18 protein-coding genes are annotated in these 18,765 nt (G+C 69.2%); 4 read left to right on the plus strand and 14 right to left on the minus strand.

The window, feature by feature from the left end:
* Window positions 1-30: 30 nt before the first annotated feature.
* The 10 genes from tpiA to uvrC form a co-directional block, all read right to left on the minus strand.
* Window positions 31-816: a triose-phosphate isomerase gene (gene tpiA, locus BLW81_RS22110; protein WP_083409034.1), complete on the minus strand. Its 786-nt coding sequence runs from the start codon at window positions 814-816 to the stop codon at window positions 31-33.
* A gap of 8 nt (window positions 817-824) precedes the next feature.
* Complete coding sequence (locus tag BLW81_RS22115; RefSeq protein WP_083409035.1) at window positions 825-2,039, minus strand: phosphoglycerate kinase; 1,215 nt, start codon at window positions 2,037-2,039, stop codon at window positions 825-827.
* A 4-nt stretch (window positions 2,040-2,043) separates the two neighbouring features.
* A complete protein-coding gene (gene gap, locus BLW81_RS22120; protein ID WP_083409036.1) occupies window positions 2,044-3,063 on the minus strand; it encodes a type I glyceraldehyde-3-phosphate dehydrogenase in 1,020 nt (339 codons plus the stop codon).
* 73 nt (window positions 3,064-3,136) lie between these two features.
* Window positions 3,137-3,850, minus strand: coding sequence for an ABC transporter substrate-binding protein (locus BLW81_RS22125; protein WP_083410737.1), 714 nt, complete (start codon window positions 3,848-3,850; stop codon window positions 3,137-3,139).
* Between the two features lie 10 nt (window positions 3,851-3,860).
* Window positions 3,861-5,174: an APC family permease gene (locus BLW81_RS22130; protein ID WP_083409037.1), complete on the minus strand. Its 1,314-nt coding sequence runs from the start codon at window positions 5,172-5,174 to the stop codon at window positions 3,861-3,863.
* On the minus strand, window positions 5,171-6,046 hold the full coding sequence (locus BLW81_RS22135) for a carbon-nitrogen hydrolase family protein (protein ID WP_083409038.1): 876 nt from the start codon (window positions 6,044-6,046) through the stop codon (window positions 5,171-5,173). The genes BLW81_RS22130 and BLW81_RS22135 overlap by 4 nt, the downstream gene beginning before the upstream one ends.
* 12 nt (window positions 6,047-6,058) lie before the next feature.
* Window positions 6,059-7,036, minus strand: a complete 978-nt coding sequence (whiA, locus tag BLW81_RS22140; RefSeq protein ID WP_157897989.1) for a DNA-binding protein WhiA — start codon at window positions 7,034-7,036, stop codon at window positions 6,059-6,061.
* The gene (gene yvcK, locus BLW81_RS22145) at window positions 7,033-8,037 is read right to left on the minus strand and encodes a uridine diphosphate-N-acetylglucosamine-binding protein YvcK (protein WP_083410738.1); all 1,005 of its coding nucleotides are present in this window, start codon (window positions 8,035-8,037) and stop codon (window positions 7,033-7,035) included. Before yvcK ends, whiA begins: the two co-directional genes overlap by 4 nt.
* 23 nt (window positions 8,038-8,060) lie before the next feature.
* On the minus strand, window positions 8,061-8,975 hold the full coding sequence (rapZ, locus tag BLW81_RS22150) for an RNase adapter RapZ (protein WP_083409040.1): 915 nt from the start codon (window positions 8,973-8,975) through the stop codon (window positions 8,061-8,063).
* Complete coding sequence (gene uvrC, locus BLW81_RS22155; RefSeq protein ID WP_083409041.1) at window positions 8,972-10,954, minus strand: excinuclease ABC subunit UvrC; 1,983 nt, start codon at window positions 10,952-10,954, stop codon at window positions 8,972-8,974. The genes rapZ and uvrC overlap by 4 nt, the downstream gene beginning before the upstream one ends.
* A gap of 53 nt (window positions 10,955-11,007) precedes the next feature.
* On the opposite strand from uvrC, the gene BLW81_RS22160 reads away from it, so the two are divergent.
* Window positions 11,008-12,969 carry a gamma-glutamyltransferase family protein gene (locus tag BLW81_RS22160; protein ID WP_197680334.1) on the plus strand — a complete coding sequence of 654 codons (1,962 nt, stop codon included), beginning with the start codon at window positions 11,008-11,010 and terminating at the stop codon, window positions 12,967-12,969.
* Window positions 12,966-13,427 carry a GNAT family N-acetyltransferase gene (locus BLW81_RS22165; protein ID WP_235632056.1) on the plus strand — a complete coding sequence of 154 codons (462 nt, stop codon included), beginning with the start codon at window positions 12,966-12,968 and terminating at the stop codon, window positions 13,425-13,427. Before BLW81_RS22160 ends, BLW81_RS22165 begins: the two co-directional genes overlap by 4 nt.
* Here the strand turns inward: BLW81_RS22165 and BLW81_RS22170 are convergent.
* The 4 genes from BLW81_RS22170 to BLW81_RS22185 all read right to left on the minus strand — a co-directional run bounded on the left by BLW81_RS22170 (window position 13,414) and on the right by BLW81_RS22185 (window position 16,341).
* Window positions 13,414-13,863 carry a PH domain-containing protein gene (locus tag BLW81_RS22170; RefSeq protein ID WP_083409042.1) on the minus strand — a complete coding sequence of 150 codons (450 nt, stop codon included), beginning with the start codon at window positions 13,861-13,863 and terminating at the stop codon, window positions 13,414-13,416. The genes BLW81_RS22165 and BLW81_RS22170 overlap by 14 nt on opposite strands.
* Complete coding sequence (gene ribH / locus BLW81_RS22175) at window positions 13,860-14,339, minus strand: 6,7-dimethyl-8-ribityllumazine synthase (RefSeq protein WP_083409043.1); 480 nt, start codon at window positions 14,337-14,339, stop codon at window positions 13,860-13,862. The genes BLW81_RS22170 and ribH overlap by 4 nt, the downstream gene beginning before the upstream one ends.
* Window positions 14,336-15,667, minus strand: a complete 1,332-nt coding sequence (locus BLW81_RS22180) for a bifunctional 3,4-dihydroxy-2-butanone-4-phosphate synthase/GTP cyclohydrolase II (RefSeq protein WP_083410741.1) — start codon at window positions 15,665-15,667, stop codon at window positions 14,336-14,338. The genes ribH and BLW81_RS22180 overlap by 4 nt, the downstream gene beginning before the upstream one ends.
* Before the next feature lie 65 nt (window positions 15,668-15,732).
* Entirely contained in the window at window positions 15,733-16,341 is a 609-nt protein-coding gene (locus tag BLW81_RS22185) for a riboflavin synthase (protein WP_083409044.1), read from the minus strand.
* 154 nt (window positions 16,342-16,495) lie between these two features.
* Between BLW81_RS22185 and BLW81_RS22190 the strand changes: the two genes are divergently transcribed.
* Together BLW81_RS22190 and BLW81_RS22195 are read left to right on the plus strand one after the other, a co-directional pair.
* Window positions 16,496-17,194, plus strand: coding sequence for an LppX_LprAFG lipoprotein (locus tag BLW81_RS22190; RefSeq protein WP_083409045.1), 699 nt, complete (start codon window positions 16,496-16,498; stop codon window positions 17,192-17,194).
* Window positions 17,194-18,765, plus strand: a complete 1,572-nt coding sequence (locus tag BLW81_RS22195; protein ID WP_083409046.1) for an MFS transporter — start codon at window positions 17,194-17,196, stop codon at window positions 18,763-18,765. The genes BLW81_RS22190 and BLW81_RS22195 overlap by 1 nt, the downstream gene beginning before the upstream one ends.

Genomic DNA, 18,765 nt, shown 5'->3' on the forward strand with positions numbered 1-18,765 from the left:
GCGACCAGAGTACCTAACGCCGCACCGTGCTCAGGGCAGGGGCCCGCCGGCCGCGATGGCCGACAGCGTGGCGAACTGCTCGCCGTCCAGCGACGCACCGCCGACCAGGGCACCGTCCACGTCGGGCTGGGCCACGATCTCGCCGACGTTCTTGGCGTTCACCGAGCCGCCGTACAGGACGCGGATACCGGCCGCCAGTTCGGGCGTCGCGAGGTTGCCCAGCTCGTCGCGGATGGCCTTGCAGACCTCCTGCGCGTCCGCGGCGCTGGCCACCCGGCCGGTGCCGATCGCCCACACCGGCTCGTAGGCGATCACGACCTGGCCGATCTGCTCGGCGGACAGCCCCGCCAGCGAACCGCGCAGCGACTCGACGTTGTGCTCGACGTGGTTGCCGGCCTCCCGGACCTCGAGTTGCTCGCCGATGCAGATGATCGGCACCAGGCCGTGCCGGAACGCGGCCGCGGCCTTGGCGGCGACCTGGGCGTCGTCCTCGTGGTGGTAGGTGCGGCGTTCGGAGTGGCCGACGACGACGTAGGTGCAGCCGAGCTTGGCCAGGAACGCTCCGCTGATGTCCCCGGTGTAGGCGCCCGAGTCGTGCTCGGAGAGATCCTGCGCGCCGTAGGTCAGCAGCAGTTTGTCACCGTCGACGAGCGTCTGCACGCTGCGCAGGTCGGTGAACGGCGGGATGACCGTGACGTCGACCTTGTCGAAGTACTTCGCGGGCAACGCGAAGGCGATCTTCTGCACCAGGGCGATGGCCTCGAAGTGGTTGAGGTTCATCTTCCAGTTGCCGGCGATGAGCGGCTTACGCGACACGGGTCTCCTCAGTTCTCGAGCACTTCGATGCCCGGCAGGGCCTTGCCCTCAAGGTATTCCAGCGACGCTCCGCCGCCGGTGGAAATGTGCGAGAAGCCGTCCTCGGCCAGGCCGAGTTGGCGCACGGCGGCCGCGGAGTCACCGCCGCCGACGACGCTGAAACCGCCCTTGCCGGTCGCGGCGATGATCGCCTCGGCCACGCCCTTGGTGCCCGCCGCGAACGACGGGAACTCGAACACGCCCATGGGGCCGTTCCAGAACACGGTCTTGGCGTTGCTCAGCAGCGTGGTGAACCGCTCGACCGAGCCCGGCCCGATGTCGAGCCCCATCTTGTCGTCGGGGATCCGGTCGGCGGTGACGACCTCCGATGTCGCGTCGGCGGCGAACTTGTCGGCCACCACCACGTCGACCGGCAGGTGCAGCACGTCGGCGTAGGTGTCGAGCAGCTTGCGGCAGGTCTCCACCATGCTCTCCTCGAGCAGCGAGCTGCCGACCGAAAAGCCTTGCGCGGCAAGGAAGGTGAAGCACATTCCGCCACCGATGAGCAGGCTGTCGGCCTTCTCGGCAAGCGACTCGATGACCGCCAGCTTGTCCGACACCTTCGATCCGCCGAGCACGACCGCGTAGGGCCGGTCCGTGGAGCTCGTCAGCTGCTCGAGCACCTTGACCTCGGCGGCCACCAGCGTGCCCGCGTAGTGCGGCAGCAGGGTCGCCACGTCGTAGACCGACGCCTGCTTGCGGTGCACCACGCCAAAGCCGTCACTGACGAACGCGCCGTCGTCGCCCACGAGCTCGACGAGCGCCTTGGCCAGCTTGCCCCGCTCGGCGTCGTCCTTGCTGGTCTCGCGGGCATCGAACCGGATGTTCTCCAGCAGCAGGACGTCGCCGTCGGTCAGCCCCTCGGCGCGGGCGAGCGCGTCGGTGCCGACCACGTCGCCGGCCAGCTGCACGTGCCTGCCGAGCTGCTCCCCCAGCGCCGCCGCGACCGGAGCCAGCGAGAACTTCGGGTCGGGACCGTCCTTGGGGCGGCCGAGGTGCGCGGTGACGACGACCTTGGCGCCGGCGTCGGACAGCGCCTTCAGCGTCGGCACCGACGCGATGATGCGACCGGGGTCGGTGATGTTGCCGTCATCGTCGAGCGGGACGTTGAGGTCCGAGCGGACCAGCACCCCACGCCCCGAAACACCTTCGGAGAGAAGGTCTTCGAGTGTCTTGATCGCCACGGCTCTAGAGCGACTTGCCGACCAGCGCGACGAGGTCGACGAGGCGGTTCGAGTAGCCCCACTCGTTGTCGTACCACGAGACGACCTTGGCCTGGTTGTCGATGACCTTGGTCAGGCCCGCATCGTAGAGCGAGCTGTGCGGGTCGGTGACGATGTCGCTCGAGACGATCGGGGCGTCGTAGTACTTCAGGATGCCCTTGAGCGGACCCTCGGCGGCGGCCTTCATCGCGGCGTTGATCTCGTCGACGGTGGCCGACTTGCTCAGCTCGGCGGTCAGGTCGGTGACCGAACCCGTGGGGATCGGCACCCGCAGCGCGTAGCCGTCGAGCTTGCCCTTCAGCTCCGGCAGCACCAGGCCGATGGCCTTGGCGGCGCCGGTCGAGGTCGGCACGATGTTGATCGCGGCGGCGCGGGCGCGACGCAGGTCCTTGTGCGGGCCGTCCTGCAGGTTCTGGTCCTGGGTGTAGGCGTGGATCGTGGTCATCAGGCCCTTGACGATGCCGAACTCGTCGTTGAGGACCTTGGCCAGCGGGCCGAGGCAGTTCGTGGTGCAGGACGCGTTGGAGATGATGTTCTGGCTGCCGTCGTACTTGTCGTCGTTGACGCCCAGCACGATCGTGATGTCCTCATCACTGGCCGGAGCCGAGATGATGACCTTCTTGGCGCCGGCGTCGAGGTGGCCCTGCGCCTTGTCCCGCTTGGTGAAGATGCCGGTCGACTCGACAACCACGTCGACGCCGAGGTCACCCCACGGCAGCGCCGACGGGCCCTCCTTGATCGACAGACCCTTGAGCGCGTCGCCGCCGACGTTGATGGTCTCGCCGTCGACGGAGACGTCGAACGGCAACCGGCCCAGGATCGAGTCGAACTTCAGCAGGTGCGCCAGCGTCTCGTTGTCGGTCAGGTCGTTGACCGCGACGATCTCGACGTCGGTGTTCTTGCCCTCGAGCTTCTGGGCCGCCAGGGCCCGGAAGAAGTTCCGCCCGATGCGGCCGAAGCCGTTGACGCCTACGCGGATGGTCACGCTGTCTCCTTAGTCGGTCCTGGTGTACTCGCCAGCCAGCCTAATGGTGTGATACATGCCACGCGCGACCTGGTCAGTGCACGGCCAGGCTCTGGTCGGCGTAGGGGTTGCCGAGCCATTTCCTGCGGATCCGCTGCAGGGTGCCGTCGGCCTCCAGTTCGGCCTGCGCCACGGTCAGCCGGCCCAGCAGCGCCTGGTCACCGGGCGCGACGGCGATCGCGATGTCCTCGACGGTGATGCCACGCTGGACCACCTCCACGCCGGGCAGCGGCCGGACCAGTTCGGTGAGCACCGGCGCGAGCTTCATGAACGCGTCGCAGTCGCCGGTGGTCAGGTCGGTCAGCGCGGTGCGCACGGCGCCGTAGTCGTAGACACGCACGGCGGCGGCCCTGCCGTCGGCGACCAACTGCTCGGCGACCGGCCGGCTGGTGTTGCCGCGCTGCACGCCGATGGTCAGGCCGTCGAGGTCGTCGACGGAGGTCACGCGCGGCAACCGCCGGGTGTCGACCGCCAGCGACTGCCCGGAGATGACGTAGGGCGCGACGAACGTCGCCTTGCGTTCCCGTTCGGCGGTGACGGTGGTGCCCGCGGCCACGCAGTCGTAGGCGCCGTCGCCGAGCGCGTCGAAGATGCCGTCGAAGTCGGCGCCGTCGTAGGCGATGAATTCGGCGGCGGCACCGATCTTGTCGGCGATCGCCGTCATCAGGTCGATGTCGAGTCCACCGCCGTCGGGCATGGAGTTGAACGGCGGGTCGGGGGCGGCCACGCCGACTGTGAGTGTCGCCACGCTGTCCAACCTATGCCGTCGCCATCTCCGGTGGTTCGCGAGTCAGCCCGCGCGTGAGCACCAGCAGGTACGCGATGCCGATCCCGAGCCAGGCCAGCCCCAGCACCAGCGCCTTGGAGTCGAGTTGGGTCAGCAGGTAGACGTCGATGGCCGCGCCGACGACCGGCAGCAGTACGTACCGCCACGGGCTGAGCTGCTCGCCGCGGTGCTTGAGGTAGTAGCCGATGACCGCCAGGTTCACCAACGTGAACGCGGTGAACGCGCCGAAATTGATGAACGACGTGGAGGTCGCGACGTCGAGGAAGATAGCGGCCAACCCGATCGCGCCGCACAGCATGATGTTGAACACCGGTGTGTGGAAACGCTCTGAGAGCCAACCGAACACCCGCGGCGGCAGCACCCGGTCGCGGCCCATCGCGTACAGCAGCCGCGCCACCGCGGCCTGCGCCGACAGCCCCGAGGTGAACTGGCCGACGATGAGCCCGGTGAGGAACACCGCACCGAACAGGCTGCCGCCGATCGTCTTGGCGATGTCGGCGGCCAGCGAATCGGCGTTGTCGAACGTCCCGCCGGGCGACACCAGCGTCACGAAATAGCTGACCAGCACGAAGATCCCGCCGCCGATCACGGCGACGAGCACGATCGCCCGCGGGACCGTGCGTTCCGCGTCGTGGGTCTCCTCGGTCAGGGTGCTGATCGCGTCGAACCCGAGGAACGAGTAGGCCGCGACGGCGGCGCCGGCTGCCAGCGCGCCGAAACCGCTCGCGCCGGTGAACGGCGTCGTCGACACCAGCGACTCCGAACCGTTGACCAGATGCGCGATCGACAGGATCACGAACAGCGCCAGGATCAGCAACTGCACGGTCATCAGCACGAAGTTGGTGCGGTCGGCGACCTTGAGCCCGATCACGTTGAGCGCCGACGTGATCACGATGAACGCCAGGATCCAGACGAAGAACGGCACACCGGGGAACTGGCCGTGCAGATACGAGCCGCCGATCAGCCAGATCACCAACGGCAGGAACAGGTAGTCCAGCAGGATCGCCCAGCCGACAACGAATCCCACCCGGGAGTCGAGCGACTTGCGCACATAGGTGTAGGCCGATCCGGCGACCGGGAAGTGCTTGGCCATCACCGCGTAACTCAGTGCGGTGAACAACATCGCCACGGTCGCAACGAGATACGACCCGGCGCTGCCGCCGTCGGAGAGCTCGGCGATGACCCCGAAGATGCCGAGCACGATGATCGGCGTCATGTACGCCAGACCGAACAACACCAGCGATCGCAGTCGCAGTTGCTTCTGCAGTCGGGGTGTCTCGGTCATGACGCTCCTCTCGGTTCCCACCGGGTCGGATCGATCCGGCCCTGATAGATCGGCAACTCGATCACCGGATCGTCGGCGGCCATCTGCGACCACATCCGGTTGTAGCCCTCGGTGCCGCGTGCCCGCACGAGGGTGACGGCGTCGAGATCCAACTCGACGTACAGCACACCGGGTTCGGCGGTCGGCAGGTCGGCGACGACGGTGCCCTCCGGGTCGCACACGAGCGAACCACCGGTGCCGATCGGGCCGGCCGCGTTCACGCTGAGCATGAACACCTGGTTGACGATCGCGTTCGCCTGCGCGAGCACCCGCTCCTGTTTGCGGTCCGCGCCGATGGTCTTGACGACGTTGACGACGAACTCGGCGCCCATCCAGGCCACGCTGCGGGTCGCCTCCGGAAACCACGAGTCGTAGCAGATCGACAGCCCGGCCCGGCCGATCCCCGGCAGGTCCGCGACGACGAACTCGTGCCCGGACGCCCACGCCTCATAGGGCCGCCACGGAAACACCTTGCGGTACGCCGCAATCAACGTCCCGCCCGGGTCGAACACCACCTCGGTGTTGTACACCCGCCCGTCGCCGCCGAGTTCGGGTACCGATCCCGGGATCAGCCACACCCCGAGCTGTCGCGCGACCTCACCCAGCGCGCGGATACGGGGACCGTCGAGCGGTTCAGCCGCCGCACGCAGCCAGTCGTTGGCGTCCGGGGCCGCGTCGCAGTCACCGCACAGATGGATCTCGGGGAAGACGATCAGATCGAGACGGGCCGAGTCACCGAGGATTTCGGCAACCTGTGCCGCCAGCTGACCGACCGGATCGACACCCGTGATCGGCGGGTACTGCGCGAGCGCGGCGGCGAGGTGACGGCCCATGCGAGTCGAGCGCTACGCGTCTTCGAGCAGGTCCGGCGTGACGGCCGACTCGGTGTCGGCGATGCCTTCCTGTTTGGCTTTCCGGTCGGCCATCGACAGCAGTCGCCGAATCCGCCCTGCGACAGCATCTTTCGTCATCGGCGGATCGGCCAGCCGGCCCAGCTCCTCCAGCGACGCCTGCCGGTGCTCGACGCGCAGCTTGCCCGCCGCCGCCAGATGGTCGGGCACCGTGTCCCCGAGGATCTCCAGCGCCCGCTCCACCCGGGCCGCCGCGGCGACCGCAGCCCGTGCGGACCGCCGCAGGTTCGCGTCGTCGAAGTTGGCCAACCGGTTGGCCGTCGCGCGCACCTCGCGGCGCATCCGGCGCTCTTCCCACGTCAGCCTGGTGTCCTGGGCGCCCATCCGGGTCAGCAGCGCGCCGATCGCCTCACCGTCGCGCACCACGACCCGGTCGGTCCCGCGCACCTCGCGGGCCTTGGCGCTGACCCCCAGCCGGCGTGCTGCGCCGACCAACGCCAGCGCCGCCTCCGGTCCCGGGCAGCTGACCTCCAACGCCGACGAGCGGCCCGGTTCGGTCAACGAGCCGTGCGCCAAAAACGCTCCGCGCCAAGCGGCTTCGGCGTCGGCGACGCTGCCGCCGACGACCTGTGCCGGCAGTCCGCGCACCGGCCGGCCGCGCAGATCCAGCAGGCCGGTCTGCCGGGCCAACGCCTCGCCGTCCTTGGCCACCCGCACCACGTAGCGGGTGCTCTTGCGGATACCGCTGGCCGACAGGACGTGCACGGCCGCGCTGTAGCCGTAGAGGTCGTAGATGTCCTTGCGCAGCCGGCGGGCGATGATGCCGAGATCGACCTCGGCCTCGACCACCACCCGGCCGGAGACGATGTGCAGGCCACCGGCGAACCGCAACAGTGAGGCGACCTCGGCGCGTCGAGCGCTGACCGAATTGACGACCAGCCGGCTCAACTCATCCTTGACCTCGGCTGTCATCGCCACGGATCGTCACCTCTCGGTCCATTCACTGTCGACGTCTGCACCGTCGGCGCCGGGCCCCGCAGCCGCACCCCTTCCAGCGCCGCGGCCAACCGCGCCGGGTCATGTAAAGGTGTACCAGGTCTGGAGACGTCAGCAAACTCCACGGAAGCCTGCAAGATGTTCGCGGTGCGACGCAGTTGCTCACGCTCGCGCTCGCCCGGCACCCGGCTGGCGTCGACGATGATCTCATGCACGGTGAAGTCGGGGGCGTGCTGGGCGAGCACATGGATGTGCCGCTCGACCGAGAAGCCCGCCGTCTCCCCCGGTTCGGCGACGAGATTGAGCACCAGGGCCCGGCGCGCGGCTGTCGCCTGCAGCGCCGCGGCCAGTTCCGGCACCAGCACGTGCGGGATGACACTGGTGAACCACGAGCCCGGCCCCAGTACGACCAGGTCGGCGCTCAGGATCGCGTCGACGGCCTGCCGCGTGGCCGGCGGATCGCCCGGCAGCAGGCGGACCCGGCGCACCTTGCCGACGGTGGTGGCGATCGCCACCTGCCCGCGGATGACCCGGCTCATCCGCGGATCGGACTCCAGTCCCGCGACATCGGCCTCGATGCCCAGACCCACCGGGCACATCGGCAGCACCCGGCCCTTGACGCCGAGGATGCGGCCCAGCTCGTCGAGCGCGGCGACCGGGTCGGCCAGCACCTCGGACAGCCCCGCCAGCATCAGGTTGCCGATCGGGTGGCCGGCCAGCGCGCCGCTGCCGCCGAACCGGTGCTGGATGATCGTCGCCCACAACCGTCCGTGCGGGCTGTCGGAGGCCAACGCCGCCAACGCCATTCGCAGATCCCCGGGCGGTACGACGTCGAGCTCGTTGCGCAGCCGCCCTGATGACCCGCCGTCATCGGCGACGGTGACGATCGCGGTCACGTGCGGGGTCAGCCGTCGCGCCGCCGACAGCGTCGCGTACAGGCCGTGCCCGCCGCCGAGCGCGACGATCCGTGGCGGCATCAGGTCCTCGTCGCGGGTGGGCGTCATTCGCGACCCAGATCCCGGTGCAGCACGCGCACCGTCAAGTCCTCACCTTCCCCGAGCCGCGCCGCCAATGCCTCGGCGATCGCCACGCTGCGGTGCTTGCCGCCGGTACAGCCGATGGCGACGGTCATATAGCGCTTCCCCTCGCGACGGTATCCATCGATGACCACATCGAGCAGCCGATGATAGGTGTCGAGGAAATCTCCCGCGCCCGGTTGCCCGAGGACGTAATCGCGAACCGCGGGATGCTGACCGGTGTACGGGCGCAGGTCATCTACCCAGTGCGGGTTCGGCAGAAACCGCACATCCATCACCGTGTCGGCGTCCATCGGCAGCCCGTACTTGTACCCGAAGGACTCGACCGTGACATTGGTGTGCGCGACGGTCTCGCCGCCGAAGGCGCGTTCGATGCTTTCCCGCAGCGCGGGCACCGACAGCGTCGAGGTGTCGATCACCAGGTCGGCCGACGCGCGCACCGGCGCCAGCAACGCGCGTTCGGCCGCAATGCCTTCGGCGAGAGTCTGGTTGCCCTGCAGCGGGTGGCTGCGCCGGTTCTGCTCGTAGCGGCGGACCAGGATGTCGTCGGACGCCTCGAGGAACAACACCCGCGGCGTGATGTTGCGGGTGGCCAGATCGGTGCGCACCCAGTCCAGGTCGCCGGTGAATCCGCGGGACCGCACGTCCATCACCACCGCGAGCTGGGTGATCCGCGAACCGGCGGCCAGGCCCAGCTCCACCATCCGCGCGATCAACTCCGGCGGCAGGTTGTCGGCGACATACCAGCCGAGGTCCTCGAGCACCTTGGCCGCGGTGCCGCGGCCCGCGCCGGACAGGCCGGTCACCAGGACCACGTCGATACCCGAGTCGGCCGCCGACCCGTCCCGCAGATGCTCGTGCATACCCTGGTCCGTCATCCCGACACCTTGTCCTGATCATTGCCGATTACGGCTTCGGGCGCGTCGCTTTGCGACGGTACGCCAAGCGCCTCGAGCACCGCGCGCGCGGTCGCGACCCCGATGCCGGGCACGGCGGTGATCTCCTCGACCGAGGCCTGCTTGAGCCGGGCCACCGAACCGAAGTGCGTGACCAGCGCCTTGCGGCGGTGCTCGCCCAGCCCGCGCACCGAGTCCAGCGCCGACGCGGTCATCCGCTTGGAGCGCTTGCTGCGGTGGTAGGCGATCGCGAAGCGGTGCGCCTCGTCGCGGACCCGCTGCAGCAGATACAGCCCCTCGCTGTTGCGCGGCATTATCAGCGGATCCGGCTCGGCGGGCACCCACACCTCCTCGAGCCGTTTGGCCAGCCCGATCACCGCGACGTCGGTGATGCCCAGATCGTCGAGCACCGCCTGCGCGGCGTTGACCTGCGGGGCGCCGCCGTCGACGACATACAGGTTCGGCGGATAGGCGAACTTGCGCGACTTGCCTTCCGGGGCAATCTCCGTCGGATGCTGGACGTCGTGCAGGTGACGGTAGAACCGGCGCCTGGTCACCTCGGCGATCGAGGCCACGTCGTCGGAGCGGCCGTCGCCGGCGGCTTCCCGGATCGCGTAGTGCCGGTAGTCCGACTTGCGCGGCAGCCCGTCTTCGAAAACCACGAGCGAGGCCACCACATCGGTGCCCTGCACGTGGCTGATGTCGACGCACTCGATGCGCAGCGGCGCGTCCGACAACCCGAGGGCATCCTGAATGCTCTGCAGCGCAGCGGTTCTGGCGGTGAAGTCGCCGGCGCGTTTGAGTTTGTGCTGCGCCAGGGCATCCTGCGCGTTGCGGCGCACGGTCTCTGCGAGTGCGCGCTTGTCCCCGCGCTGCGGCACCCGCAGGCTCACCCTCGACCCGCGCAGCGCCGACAGCCACGTCGCCAACTCGTCGGCGTTGTCGGGAAGACACGGCACCAGGACCTGCCGCGGCACCGGGTTGGTCGACTCATCGGCGGCGCCGCCCAATTCGGCCTGATCGCCGTAGAACTGCGTCAAGAACTGCTCGACCAGTTGCCCTTGGTTGTCATCGCCTGGCTCGCTTGACTTTTCGACGATCCAGCCGCGTTGACCGCGCACCCTGCCCCCGCGGACGTGGAACACCTGGACCGCGGCCTCGAGTTCGTCGTCGGCGAACGCCACCACGTCGGCGTCGGTACCGTCGCCGAACACCACCGTCTGCTTCTCCAGCGCGCGTCTGAGCGCACCGACGTCGTCGCGCAACCGCGCGGCGCGCTCGAAGTCCAGTTCCTCGGCGGCCGCGTTCATCTGACGCTCGAGGTCACGGATCAGCCGGTCGGTCTTGCCTGCCAGGAAGTCGCAGAAGTCGAGAACGATGCGCCGGTGCTCCTCGGCGCTGACCCGCCCGACACACGGTGCCGAGCACTTGTCGATGTAGCCCAGCAGGCACGGCCGGTCGATCTGCCTGTGCCGCTTGAAAACTCCGGCCGAGCAGGTGCGGGCCGGGAACACCCGGGTCAGCAGGTCGAGCGTCTCGCGGATGGCCCATGCGTGCGAATATGGGCCGAAGTAGCGGACCCCCTTGCGCCGGGCGCCGCGGTACACCATCAGCCGCGGATACTCCTCGTTGAGGGTGACCGCGAGCACCGGATAGGACTTGTCGTCGCGGTAGCGGATGTTGAACCGCGGGTCGAACTCCTTGATCCAGTTGTATTCGAGCTGCAGCGCCTCGACCTCGGTGCTGACCACCGTCCATTCGACGCTGCCCGCGGCCATCACCATCTGCCGGGTGCGCGGCGCCAGACCGGCGATGTCGGCGAAGTACGAGTTCAGTCGGCTGCGCAGGCTCTTGGCCTTGCCGACGTAGATCACCCGGCCGTGCGGGTCGCGGAACCGGTAGACGCCCGGTTCGACGGGGATCGACCCGGGGGCCGGTCGGTACGTCGCTGGATCGGGCACGGATTCCAGGTTACTGCCGGGTCCCGACGCGGCTGATCCACTACCGTCGAGTGATGCGGCCCTCATCGCCCACCACGCTGTTGGCCTCACTCGCGGCGATCATGATGGTGCTCGCCGGTTGCGCCGCCGAGGACTCCGAGGACACCGAGGACCCGCAAGCCGCCGGGCCGTGCGCGATCGTCGAGAACGGCACCCCCACGCGGAAGCCGCCCGCCCCGCCCGCCGGCGGGGCCAGCACGCCGCGCGACATCGCGACCAATCCCGAGGTCGCCACCGGCTACCGCACGGACATGACCGCGGTGCGCACCGCCACGTTCTCGGTGGTCACCGCCAACCCGCTGGCCACGCAGGAAGCGTGCGAGGTGCTGCAGGACGGCGGCACCGCGGCTGACGCGCTGGTCACCGCGCAGGCGGTGCTGGGGCTGGTCGAGCCGCAGGCCTCCGGTGTCGGCGGGGGCGGCTTCCTGCTGTACTTCGACGCCGCCTCCGGTGAGGTGCAGGCCTATGACGGACGGGAGACGGCGCCGGCTGCGGCCACCGAGAACTATCTGCGCTGGGTCTCCGACACCTACCGCACCGAGCCCAAGCCCGACGCCCGCGGCTCGGGCCGCTCGATCGGCGTGCCGGGCATCGTCCGGCTGCTGCAGGAGGCCCACGCCGAGCACGGCAAGACCGCATGGCGCGACCTGTTCGCCCCGGCCATCGCGCTGTCCGACGACGGCTTCGACATCAGCGACCGACTGGCCGCGGCCATCGAGGACGCCGCGCCGGACCTCAAGGCCGATCCGCAAGCCGCCGGGTACTTCCTCAACTCCGACGGCAGCCCCAAGCAGGCCGGCACCCGGCTGACGAACCCGGCGTACTCGAAGACCTTGAACGTCATCGCATCTGACCCGGAGGCGTTCTACACCGGCGACCTCGCCCGCGCCATCGTCGCCGCGGCGGCCGACACGTCCGGCGGTCGCACACCGAGCCTGCTGACGGCGCAGGACCTCGCCGGCTACACCGTCAAGAAGCGCGAGCCGCTGTGCAGGCCCTATCGGGGGCGCGAGATCTGCGGGATGCCGCCGCCGTCGTCGGGCGGCATCGCGGTCGCCTCGACGCTCGGGATCCTCGAGCAGTTCCCGATGGCCGACCACCGGCCCACCGACATGGATCTCAACGGCGGACGGCCCACCGTGATGGGTGTACACCTGATCTCCGAGGCCGAGCGCCTGGCGTATGCGGATCGCGACGAGTACGTGGCCGACACCGATTTCGTCCCGCTGCCCGGCGGCTCACGCGACACCCTGCTCGGCAGTGACTATCTGGCGGGCCGCGCCGCGCTGATCTCGGAGCAGCGCACGATGGGCACCGCCGAACCGGGCCGGTTCGGACCGCCGACCAGCCCCGCCCCGCCGACACCCGAGCACGGCACCAGCCAGGTCAGCATCGTCGACGCGCAGGGCAACGCCGCCTCGCTGACCACCACCGTGGAGTCGGCGTTCGGCTCGTACCACATGGTCGACGGCTTCATCCTCAACAACCAGTTGACCGACTTCTCCGCCGAACCGGCCAAACCCGACGGCGCGCCAATCGCCAACCGCATCCAGCCGGGTAAACGTCCCCGCAGCTCGATGGCGCCGACCTTGATTTTCGACCAGGGCCAGGCCGGTCAACGCGGACCGCTGTTCGCGGTGCTGGGTTCGCCGGGCGGTTCGGTGATCATCCAGTTCGTCGTCAAAACGACTGTCGGCGTGCTGGATTGGGGCATGGATCCGCAGCAGGCGGTGTCCATGGTCGACTTCGGTGCGGCGAACACCCCGAAGACCAACGTCGGCGGCGAGCACCCGGCCATCGACACCGCCGATAACGGTGACCATGACCCGCTGGTTGTCGGACTGCGCGCGTTGGGCCACGACGTCGACCTGGCCGATCAGTCCAGCGGTCTCTCGGCGATCGTGCGCGACGGGAGCGGGTGGGTCGGCGGTGCGGATCCCCGCCGGGAAGGACTGGTGATGGGCGATTCGCGTTGACGTTCCGCGTCGCCCGCCTGCACGAGTCCGACTGGCAGCTGTTCGCCGCGATGCGGTTGCGCGCGCTGACCGACGCGGTCGGCGAGGATGATTCGAGCTACCACGAAGAGGTGATCTTCACCGCCGCGCAGTGGCGACGCCGGCTGCGTGACCACGCGCAGTTCGCCGCGCTGCTCGAGGACCGCCCGGTCGGCCTCATCGGGGCGCAGCTGGAAAGCGCCGAGGTCGTCTACCTGTACTCGCTGTGGCTGGAGCCGACCGTCCGCGGCCGGGGACTGGCTCGCCGCCTCGTCGCCGCCGCGGTCGACTGGGCGGGCGAATGCCGGGTCCGCACAGTCAAACTGCGGGTCGCCGCCGACAACGCGGTGGCGCGCGGGGTGTACGAGAGCCTCGGGTTCAGAGCGGACGAAAACACCGCGCCTGACGGCGAGCTGGCGATGTCGCTCAGCGTGAGTTGACGCCCTTGTAGCGTTCCAGCAGCTCACGCACGCGGTCCATCGCCGCGACCGCGCGGCCCTTGTCGACCGCCTGGATCGCCAGCACCGGAACGTACTCGTCGTCGGGCAGATCGACGCGGGCCCAGCGTGCACCGCGCGGGAACGACACGTCGACCACGTCGGCCCACGGAATCAGCTTGTCGTTGACCAAATTTCGCACGGACAGACCGGACGGTCCGACCCGCAGCCGGGGCCGCGCGAACAGCAGCACGACGCACGCGATCACGACCCCGAGCAACGCGATCGCGATCTGGTCGGCGGTCTGGAAGATCACGCCGGTGGATGCGATCTTGAGCAGCGCACCGACGGTGATGTGCGCCGCGAGGATGATCACCGCGGCGCCGTAGGCGAAATAGGGCGTCAGGTGCGGCCGGATCTCGGCGTCCCAGTCGCTCATCCGTCCGACCGGATCTGCCGTAGGGTCAGCGCCGTCGACAACGCGGCCGCGGCGGCCTGCGCGCCCTTGTCCTCGCCCGACGACGGCAGCCCCGCCCGGTCCAGGGCCTGCTGTTCGGTGTTCACGGTCAGCACGCCGTTGGCGACCGGTGTCGACGAGTCCAGCGACACCCGGGTCAGGCCCTGGGTGACCGCATCGCAGACGTAGTCGAAATGCGGTGTCTCGCCGCGGATCACCACGCCCAGCGCGACGACCGCGTCGTGCTGGGCGGCCAATGCCTGTGCCACCACCGGGATTTCGATGGCGCCCAGCACGCGGGCCACCGTCGGGTTGTCGATGCCGGCGTCGGAGGCGACCTTGCGCGCGCCGTCGAGCAGTGCGTCGCAGATGGTCTGGTGCCAGGTGCTGGCGACGATGGCCAGTTTCAGTCCCGACGCGTCCAGCTGCGGAAGATCGGGAACCCCTTCACCGCTCACAGCGCTCCGCCGAGATCGGTGGGGCGGCGGTCACCGAGCAGGTACACGCCTTCGTCGTAGTCGGCCATGGTGGTGGCTTCGTGGTAGTCGTCGAGCCCCACCAGATCGTGACCCATCCGGTCACGCTTGGTCATCAGGTAGCGGATGTTCTCCTTGTTGGCCCGCACCGGCAGCGGCACCCGCTCGATGATGTGCAGCCCGTAGCCGTCCAGACCGACCCGCTTGGCGGGGTTGTTGGTCAACAACCGCATCGAGCGCACCCCGAGATCGACGAGGATCTGCGCGCCGATGCCGTAGTCGCGGGCGTCGGCGGGCAGGCCGAGTTTGAGGTTGGCGTCGACGGTGTCGTCGCCGGCGTCCTGCAACTGGTAGGCCTGCAACTTGTGCATCAGCCCGATGCCGCGGCCCTCATGTCCGCGCATGTACAGCACGATGCCGCGGCCTTCGCGGGCCACCATCGCCATCGCCGCGTCCAGTTGCGGGCCGCAGTCACAGCGCTGCGAGCCGAACACGTCGCCGGTGAGGCACTCCGAGTGCACCCGCACCAGCACGTCGTGGCCGTCCGCGCCGGGACCGGCGCCAGGGTTGACGATGTCACCCTTGACCAGCGCCACATGCTCGACGTCGTCGTAGATGCTGGTGTAGCCGACCGCGCGAAACTCCCCGTGCCGCGTCGGGATACGCGCCTCGGCGATGCGCTCGATGTGCTTCTCGTGCTTGCGTCGCCACTCGATCAGATCGGCGATCGAGATCAGCGCGAGGTCGTGTTCGTCGGCGAAGATGCGCAGTTCGTCGGTCTGCGCCATCGCCCCTTCGTCCTTCTGGCTGACGATCTCGCAGATCGCGCCTGCAGGCTGCAGGCCGGCGAGCCGAGCCAGGTCCACGGCGGCCTCGGTGTGGCCGGGCCTGCGCAACACGCCGCCGTCCTTGGCCCGCAGCGGCACCACGTGGCCCGGTTTGGTGAAGTCGTCGGAGACCGCGGTCGGGTCGGCGAGCAGCCGCATCGTCGTCGCCCGGTCGGCCGCCGAAATACCGGTCCCCACACCGTTTTTCGCGTCGACGGTGACGGTGTAGGCGGTGCCGTGCTTGTCCTGGTTGACCGCGTACATCGGCAGCAGACCCAGCCGGTCGCAGATCGCGCCGTCCAGCGGCACGCACAGGTAACCCGAGGTGTAGCGGACCATGAACGCGACGAGTTCCGGTGTCGCCTTTTCGGCGGCGAAGATCAGATCGCCCTCGTTCTCGCGATCCTCATCGTCGATGACGACGACGGCTTTTCCCGCCGCGATATCGGCGACCGCGCGCTCTATGGAGTCCAGCCTCGTCACCACATCAGTATGAACCACCAGGGCCGAGAACTTATTGCCGAGGTCTTGACCTGCGTCGATGACCGCTACCGGTCCTCGTCGTCACGGGTCCCGAGCAGCCTCTCGACGTACTTGGCGATGATGTCCACCTCGAGGTTGACCCGGGTGCCGACCTCGGCGCGGCCCAGCGTCGTCAGGTCGAGCGTGGTGGGGATCAGCGAGACCTCGAACCAGTCGTGACTGATCGCCGAGACCGTCAGCGACACCCCGTCGACGGTGATCGACCCTTTCTCGACCACATACCGCGACAACGCGGTCGGCAGCGCGATCCGCACCACTTCCCAACGCTCCGACGGAGTGCGCGCGATCACATGCCCGGTGCCGTCGACGTGGCCCTGGACGATGTGCCCGCCGAGCCGGCTGTTGACCGCGGCCGCGCGTTCCAGGTTGACGCGGCTGCCCACCCGCACACCGTCGAGGCTCGACCGGTTCAGGGTCTCCCCGATGACGTCGGTGGTGAACGCGCCGTCGGACCGGACGTCGACCACGGTCAGGCAGACGCCGTTGACCGCGATCGAGTCGCCGTGTCCGGCGTCGGACGTCACCACCGGGCCGCGGATGGCCAGCCGGACCGAGTCACCGAGATCTTGCTTCTCGACGACCTCGCCCACTTCTTCGACGATTCCGGTGAACACGTCGTCAGACTATCCAGACCGCTCGGCGCTCACCGGAGCGCCGACGCACAGTCACCGGCCGATGTGGCGAAACTGCAGCTCAGCAGGCATGCTTGCAGGTACCATCCGCCCCCGCGCACGGACTCGGCGCGGCCGGACCCTCTACGATGCACTCATGCGCTCCCGCCTGTTGGCGATCTTCGCCGCCCTTGTCTTTGCTGTCGCCTTCCTGTCCAGCTGCTCGAAGTCGGATGAGTCCGCCAAGGACCTGCCTGATGCGGCGACGCTGCTGCAGCAGTCCAGCGATACCACCAAGAACCAGACGAGCGTGCACCTGCGGCTGACGGTGCAGGGCACGATCGAGCAGCTGCCGATCGAGTCGCTCGAGGGTGACCTGACCAACGTCCCGGCGGTCGCCGCCCAGGGCAAGGCCAACATCAACTTCCTCGGCCAGCGTCTCGAGGGCATCGAGTTCGTGGTGTTCGACGGAATCCTCTACGGCGCGATCAACGCCGGCGGCCAGCTCCAGGACTTCGGGCCGGCGGCCGAGGTGTACGACGCGTCGGCGATCTTGAGCCCCGAAAAGGGCCTGGCCAACATCCTCGCCAACTTCTCCGATCCCGAGGCCGACGGCCGCGAGACGCTCAACGGCGTCGAGACCGTCCGGATCACCGGGAACGTCAGCGCCGACGCGGTCAACAAGATCGCGCCGCAGATCGGCGCGACCGGTCCGGTGCCCGGAACCGCCTGGATCGCCGAGGAGGGCGACCACGAACTGATGCAGGCCAAGCTGGAACCGTCGTCGGGCAACAGCGTGACGATGACGATGACGGACTGGGGTAAGCCGGTGACGGTCACCAAGCCCGCCGCCTGATGCCGACCTCGGAGTCAGTGGTCGCGGGGTCCGTCGCGACCAACCGCCGGATCGCGATCAGCGCGGGCAGCCTCGCGGTACTGCTCGGGGCGCTCGACACCTACGTGGTCGTCGCGATCATCCGCGACATCATCGTCGACCTGCAGATCCCGATCAATCAGCTGCAGCGGGTGACCCCGATCATCACCTGCTACCTGCTCGGCTACATCGCGGCGATGCCGCTGCTGGGCCGCGCGTCGGACCGGTTCGGCCGCAAGTTCATCCTGCAGCTGAGCCTGGCCGGTTTCGCGGTCGGCTCGGTGGTCACCGCGCTCTCCAACGACCTGGTGCCGATGGTGATCGGCCGCACGATCCAGGGTGTCGCCAGCGGCGCCCTGCTGCCGGTGACGCTGGCGCTGGCCGCCGACCTGTGGGCCAGCCGCAACCGGGCCTCGGTGCTCGGCGGGATCGGCGCGGCGCAGGAACTGGGCAGCGTGCTGGGCCCGCTGTACGGCATCGCGGTGGTCGCTGCGCTCAACACCTGGCGCGACGTGTTCTGGATCAATGTTCCGCTGGCCGCCGTCGCGATGGTGCTGATCCACTTCAGCCTGCCGGGCCGGCTGAAACCCGAAGAGCCCGAACGTGTCGACGTCGTCGGCGGCGTGCTGCTGGCCGTCGCGCTGGGCCTCACGGTGATCGGGCTGTACAACCCCGCGCCCGACGGCCGCAAGATCCTGCCCGACTACGGATTGCCGGTGCTGGTGGGTGCCGCCGTCGCCCTGATCGCGTTCTTCGTGTGGGAACGCTTCGCCCGCACCCGGCTGATCGAACCGGCAGGCGTGCACTTCCGGCCGTTCCTGGCTGCGCTCGGCGCCTCGCTGTGCGCGGGGGCGGCGCTGATGGTGACGCTGGTCAACGTCGAGCTGTTCGGTCAGGGCGTGCTCGGCAAGGACCAGACCGAGGCCGTCCTGCTGTTGCTGCGGTTCCTGATCGCCCTGCCGATCGGCGCCGTGATCGGCGGCTGGCTGGCCAGCCGCATCGGCGACCGGATCGTGGCGTTCGTCGGGCTGATGATCGCCGCGGGCGGCTACTGGCTGATCTCGAACTGGCGGATCGACCTGCTGTCGGCCCACCATGACCTCGGCTTCATCACCCTGCCGGTGCTCGACACCGACCTGGCGATCGCCGGGTTCGGGCTCGGCCTGGTCATCGGTCCGCTGACCTCGGCGACGCTGCGGGTGGTGCCGGCAGCGCAGCACGGCATCGCCTCGGCGGCCGTGGTGGTCGCGCGAATGGTCGGCATGCTCATCGGGCTGGCCGCCTTGACCGCGTGGGGCCTGTACCGGCTCAACCAGCACCTGCAGACGCTGCCGTTCCCGGCGGGCGCGGACACCCTCGCCGAACGGCTGGCCGCCGAGGCCGACCGCTACCGCGAGGCCTACGTGCTGCAGTACGGCGACATCTTCCTGGTCACCGTCGGGGTTTGTGTGGTGGGCGCCCTGCTGGGCCTGTTGATCAGCGGCAAGAACGAGCACGCCGACGAAGTGGACACCCCGGAGCAGCAGCCGGTGGGCCGCCACCAGCGCGGCTGA

Origin of the sequence: Mycolicibacterium rutilum, from assembly GCF_900108565.1 — a bacterium.
Classification (GTDB): Bacteria; Actinomycetota; Actinomycetes; order Mycobacteriales; family Mycobacteriaceae; genus Mycobacterium; species Mycobacterium rutilum.

Coding starts and splice junctions, on each gene's coding strand:
- BLW81_RS22130 (WP_083409037.1), bottom strand. CDS start 5,174: ATGACCGAGACACCCCGACTGCAGAAGCAACTGCGACTGCGATCGCTG.
- BLW81_RS22135 (WP_083409038.1), bottom strand. CDS start 6,046: ATGGGCCGTCACCTCGCCGCCGCGCTCGCGCAGTACCCGCCGATCACG.
- whiA (WP_157897989.1), bottom strand. CDS start 7,036: ATGACAGCCGAGGTCAAGGATGAGTTGAGCCGGCTGGTCGTCAATTCG.
- yvcK (WP_083410738.1), bottom strand. CDS start 8,037: ATGCCGCCACGGATCGTCGCGCTCGGCGGCGGGCACGGCCTGTACGCG.
- rapZ (WP_083409040.1), bottom strand. CDS start 8,975: ATGACGGACCAGGGTATGCACGAGCATCTGCGGGACGGGTCGGCGGCC.
- BLW81_RS22160 (WP_197680334.1), top strand. CDS start 11,008: ATGCGGCCCTCATCGCCCACCACGCTGTTGGCCTCACTCGCGGCGATC.
- BLW81_RS22170 (WP_083409042.1), bottom strand. CDS start 13,863: ATGAGCGACTGGGACGCCGAGATCCGGCCGCACCTGACGCCCTATTTC.
- BLW81_RS22190 (WP_083409045.1), top strand. CDS start 16,496: ATGCGCTCCCGCCTGTTGGCGATCTTCGCCGCCCTTGTCTTTGCTGTC.
- BLW81_RS22195 (WP_083409046.1), top strand. CDS start 17,194: ATGCCGACCTCGGAGTCAGTGGTCGCGGGGTCCGTCGCGACCAACCGC.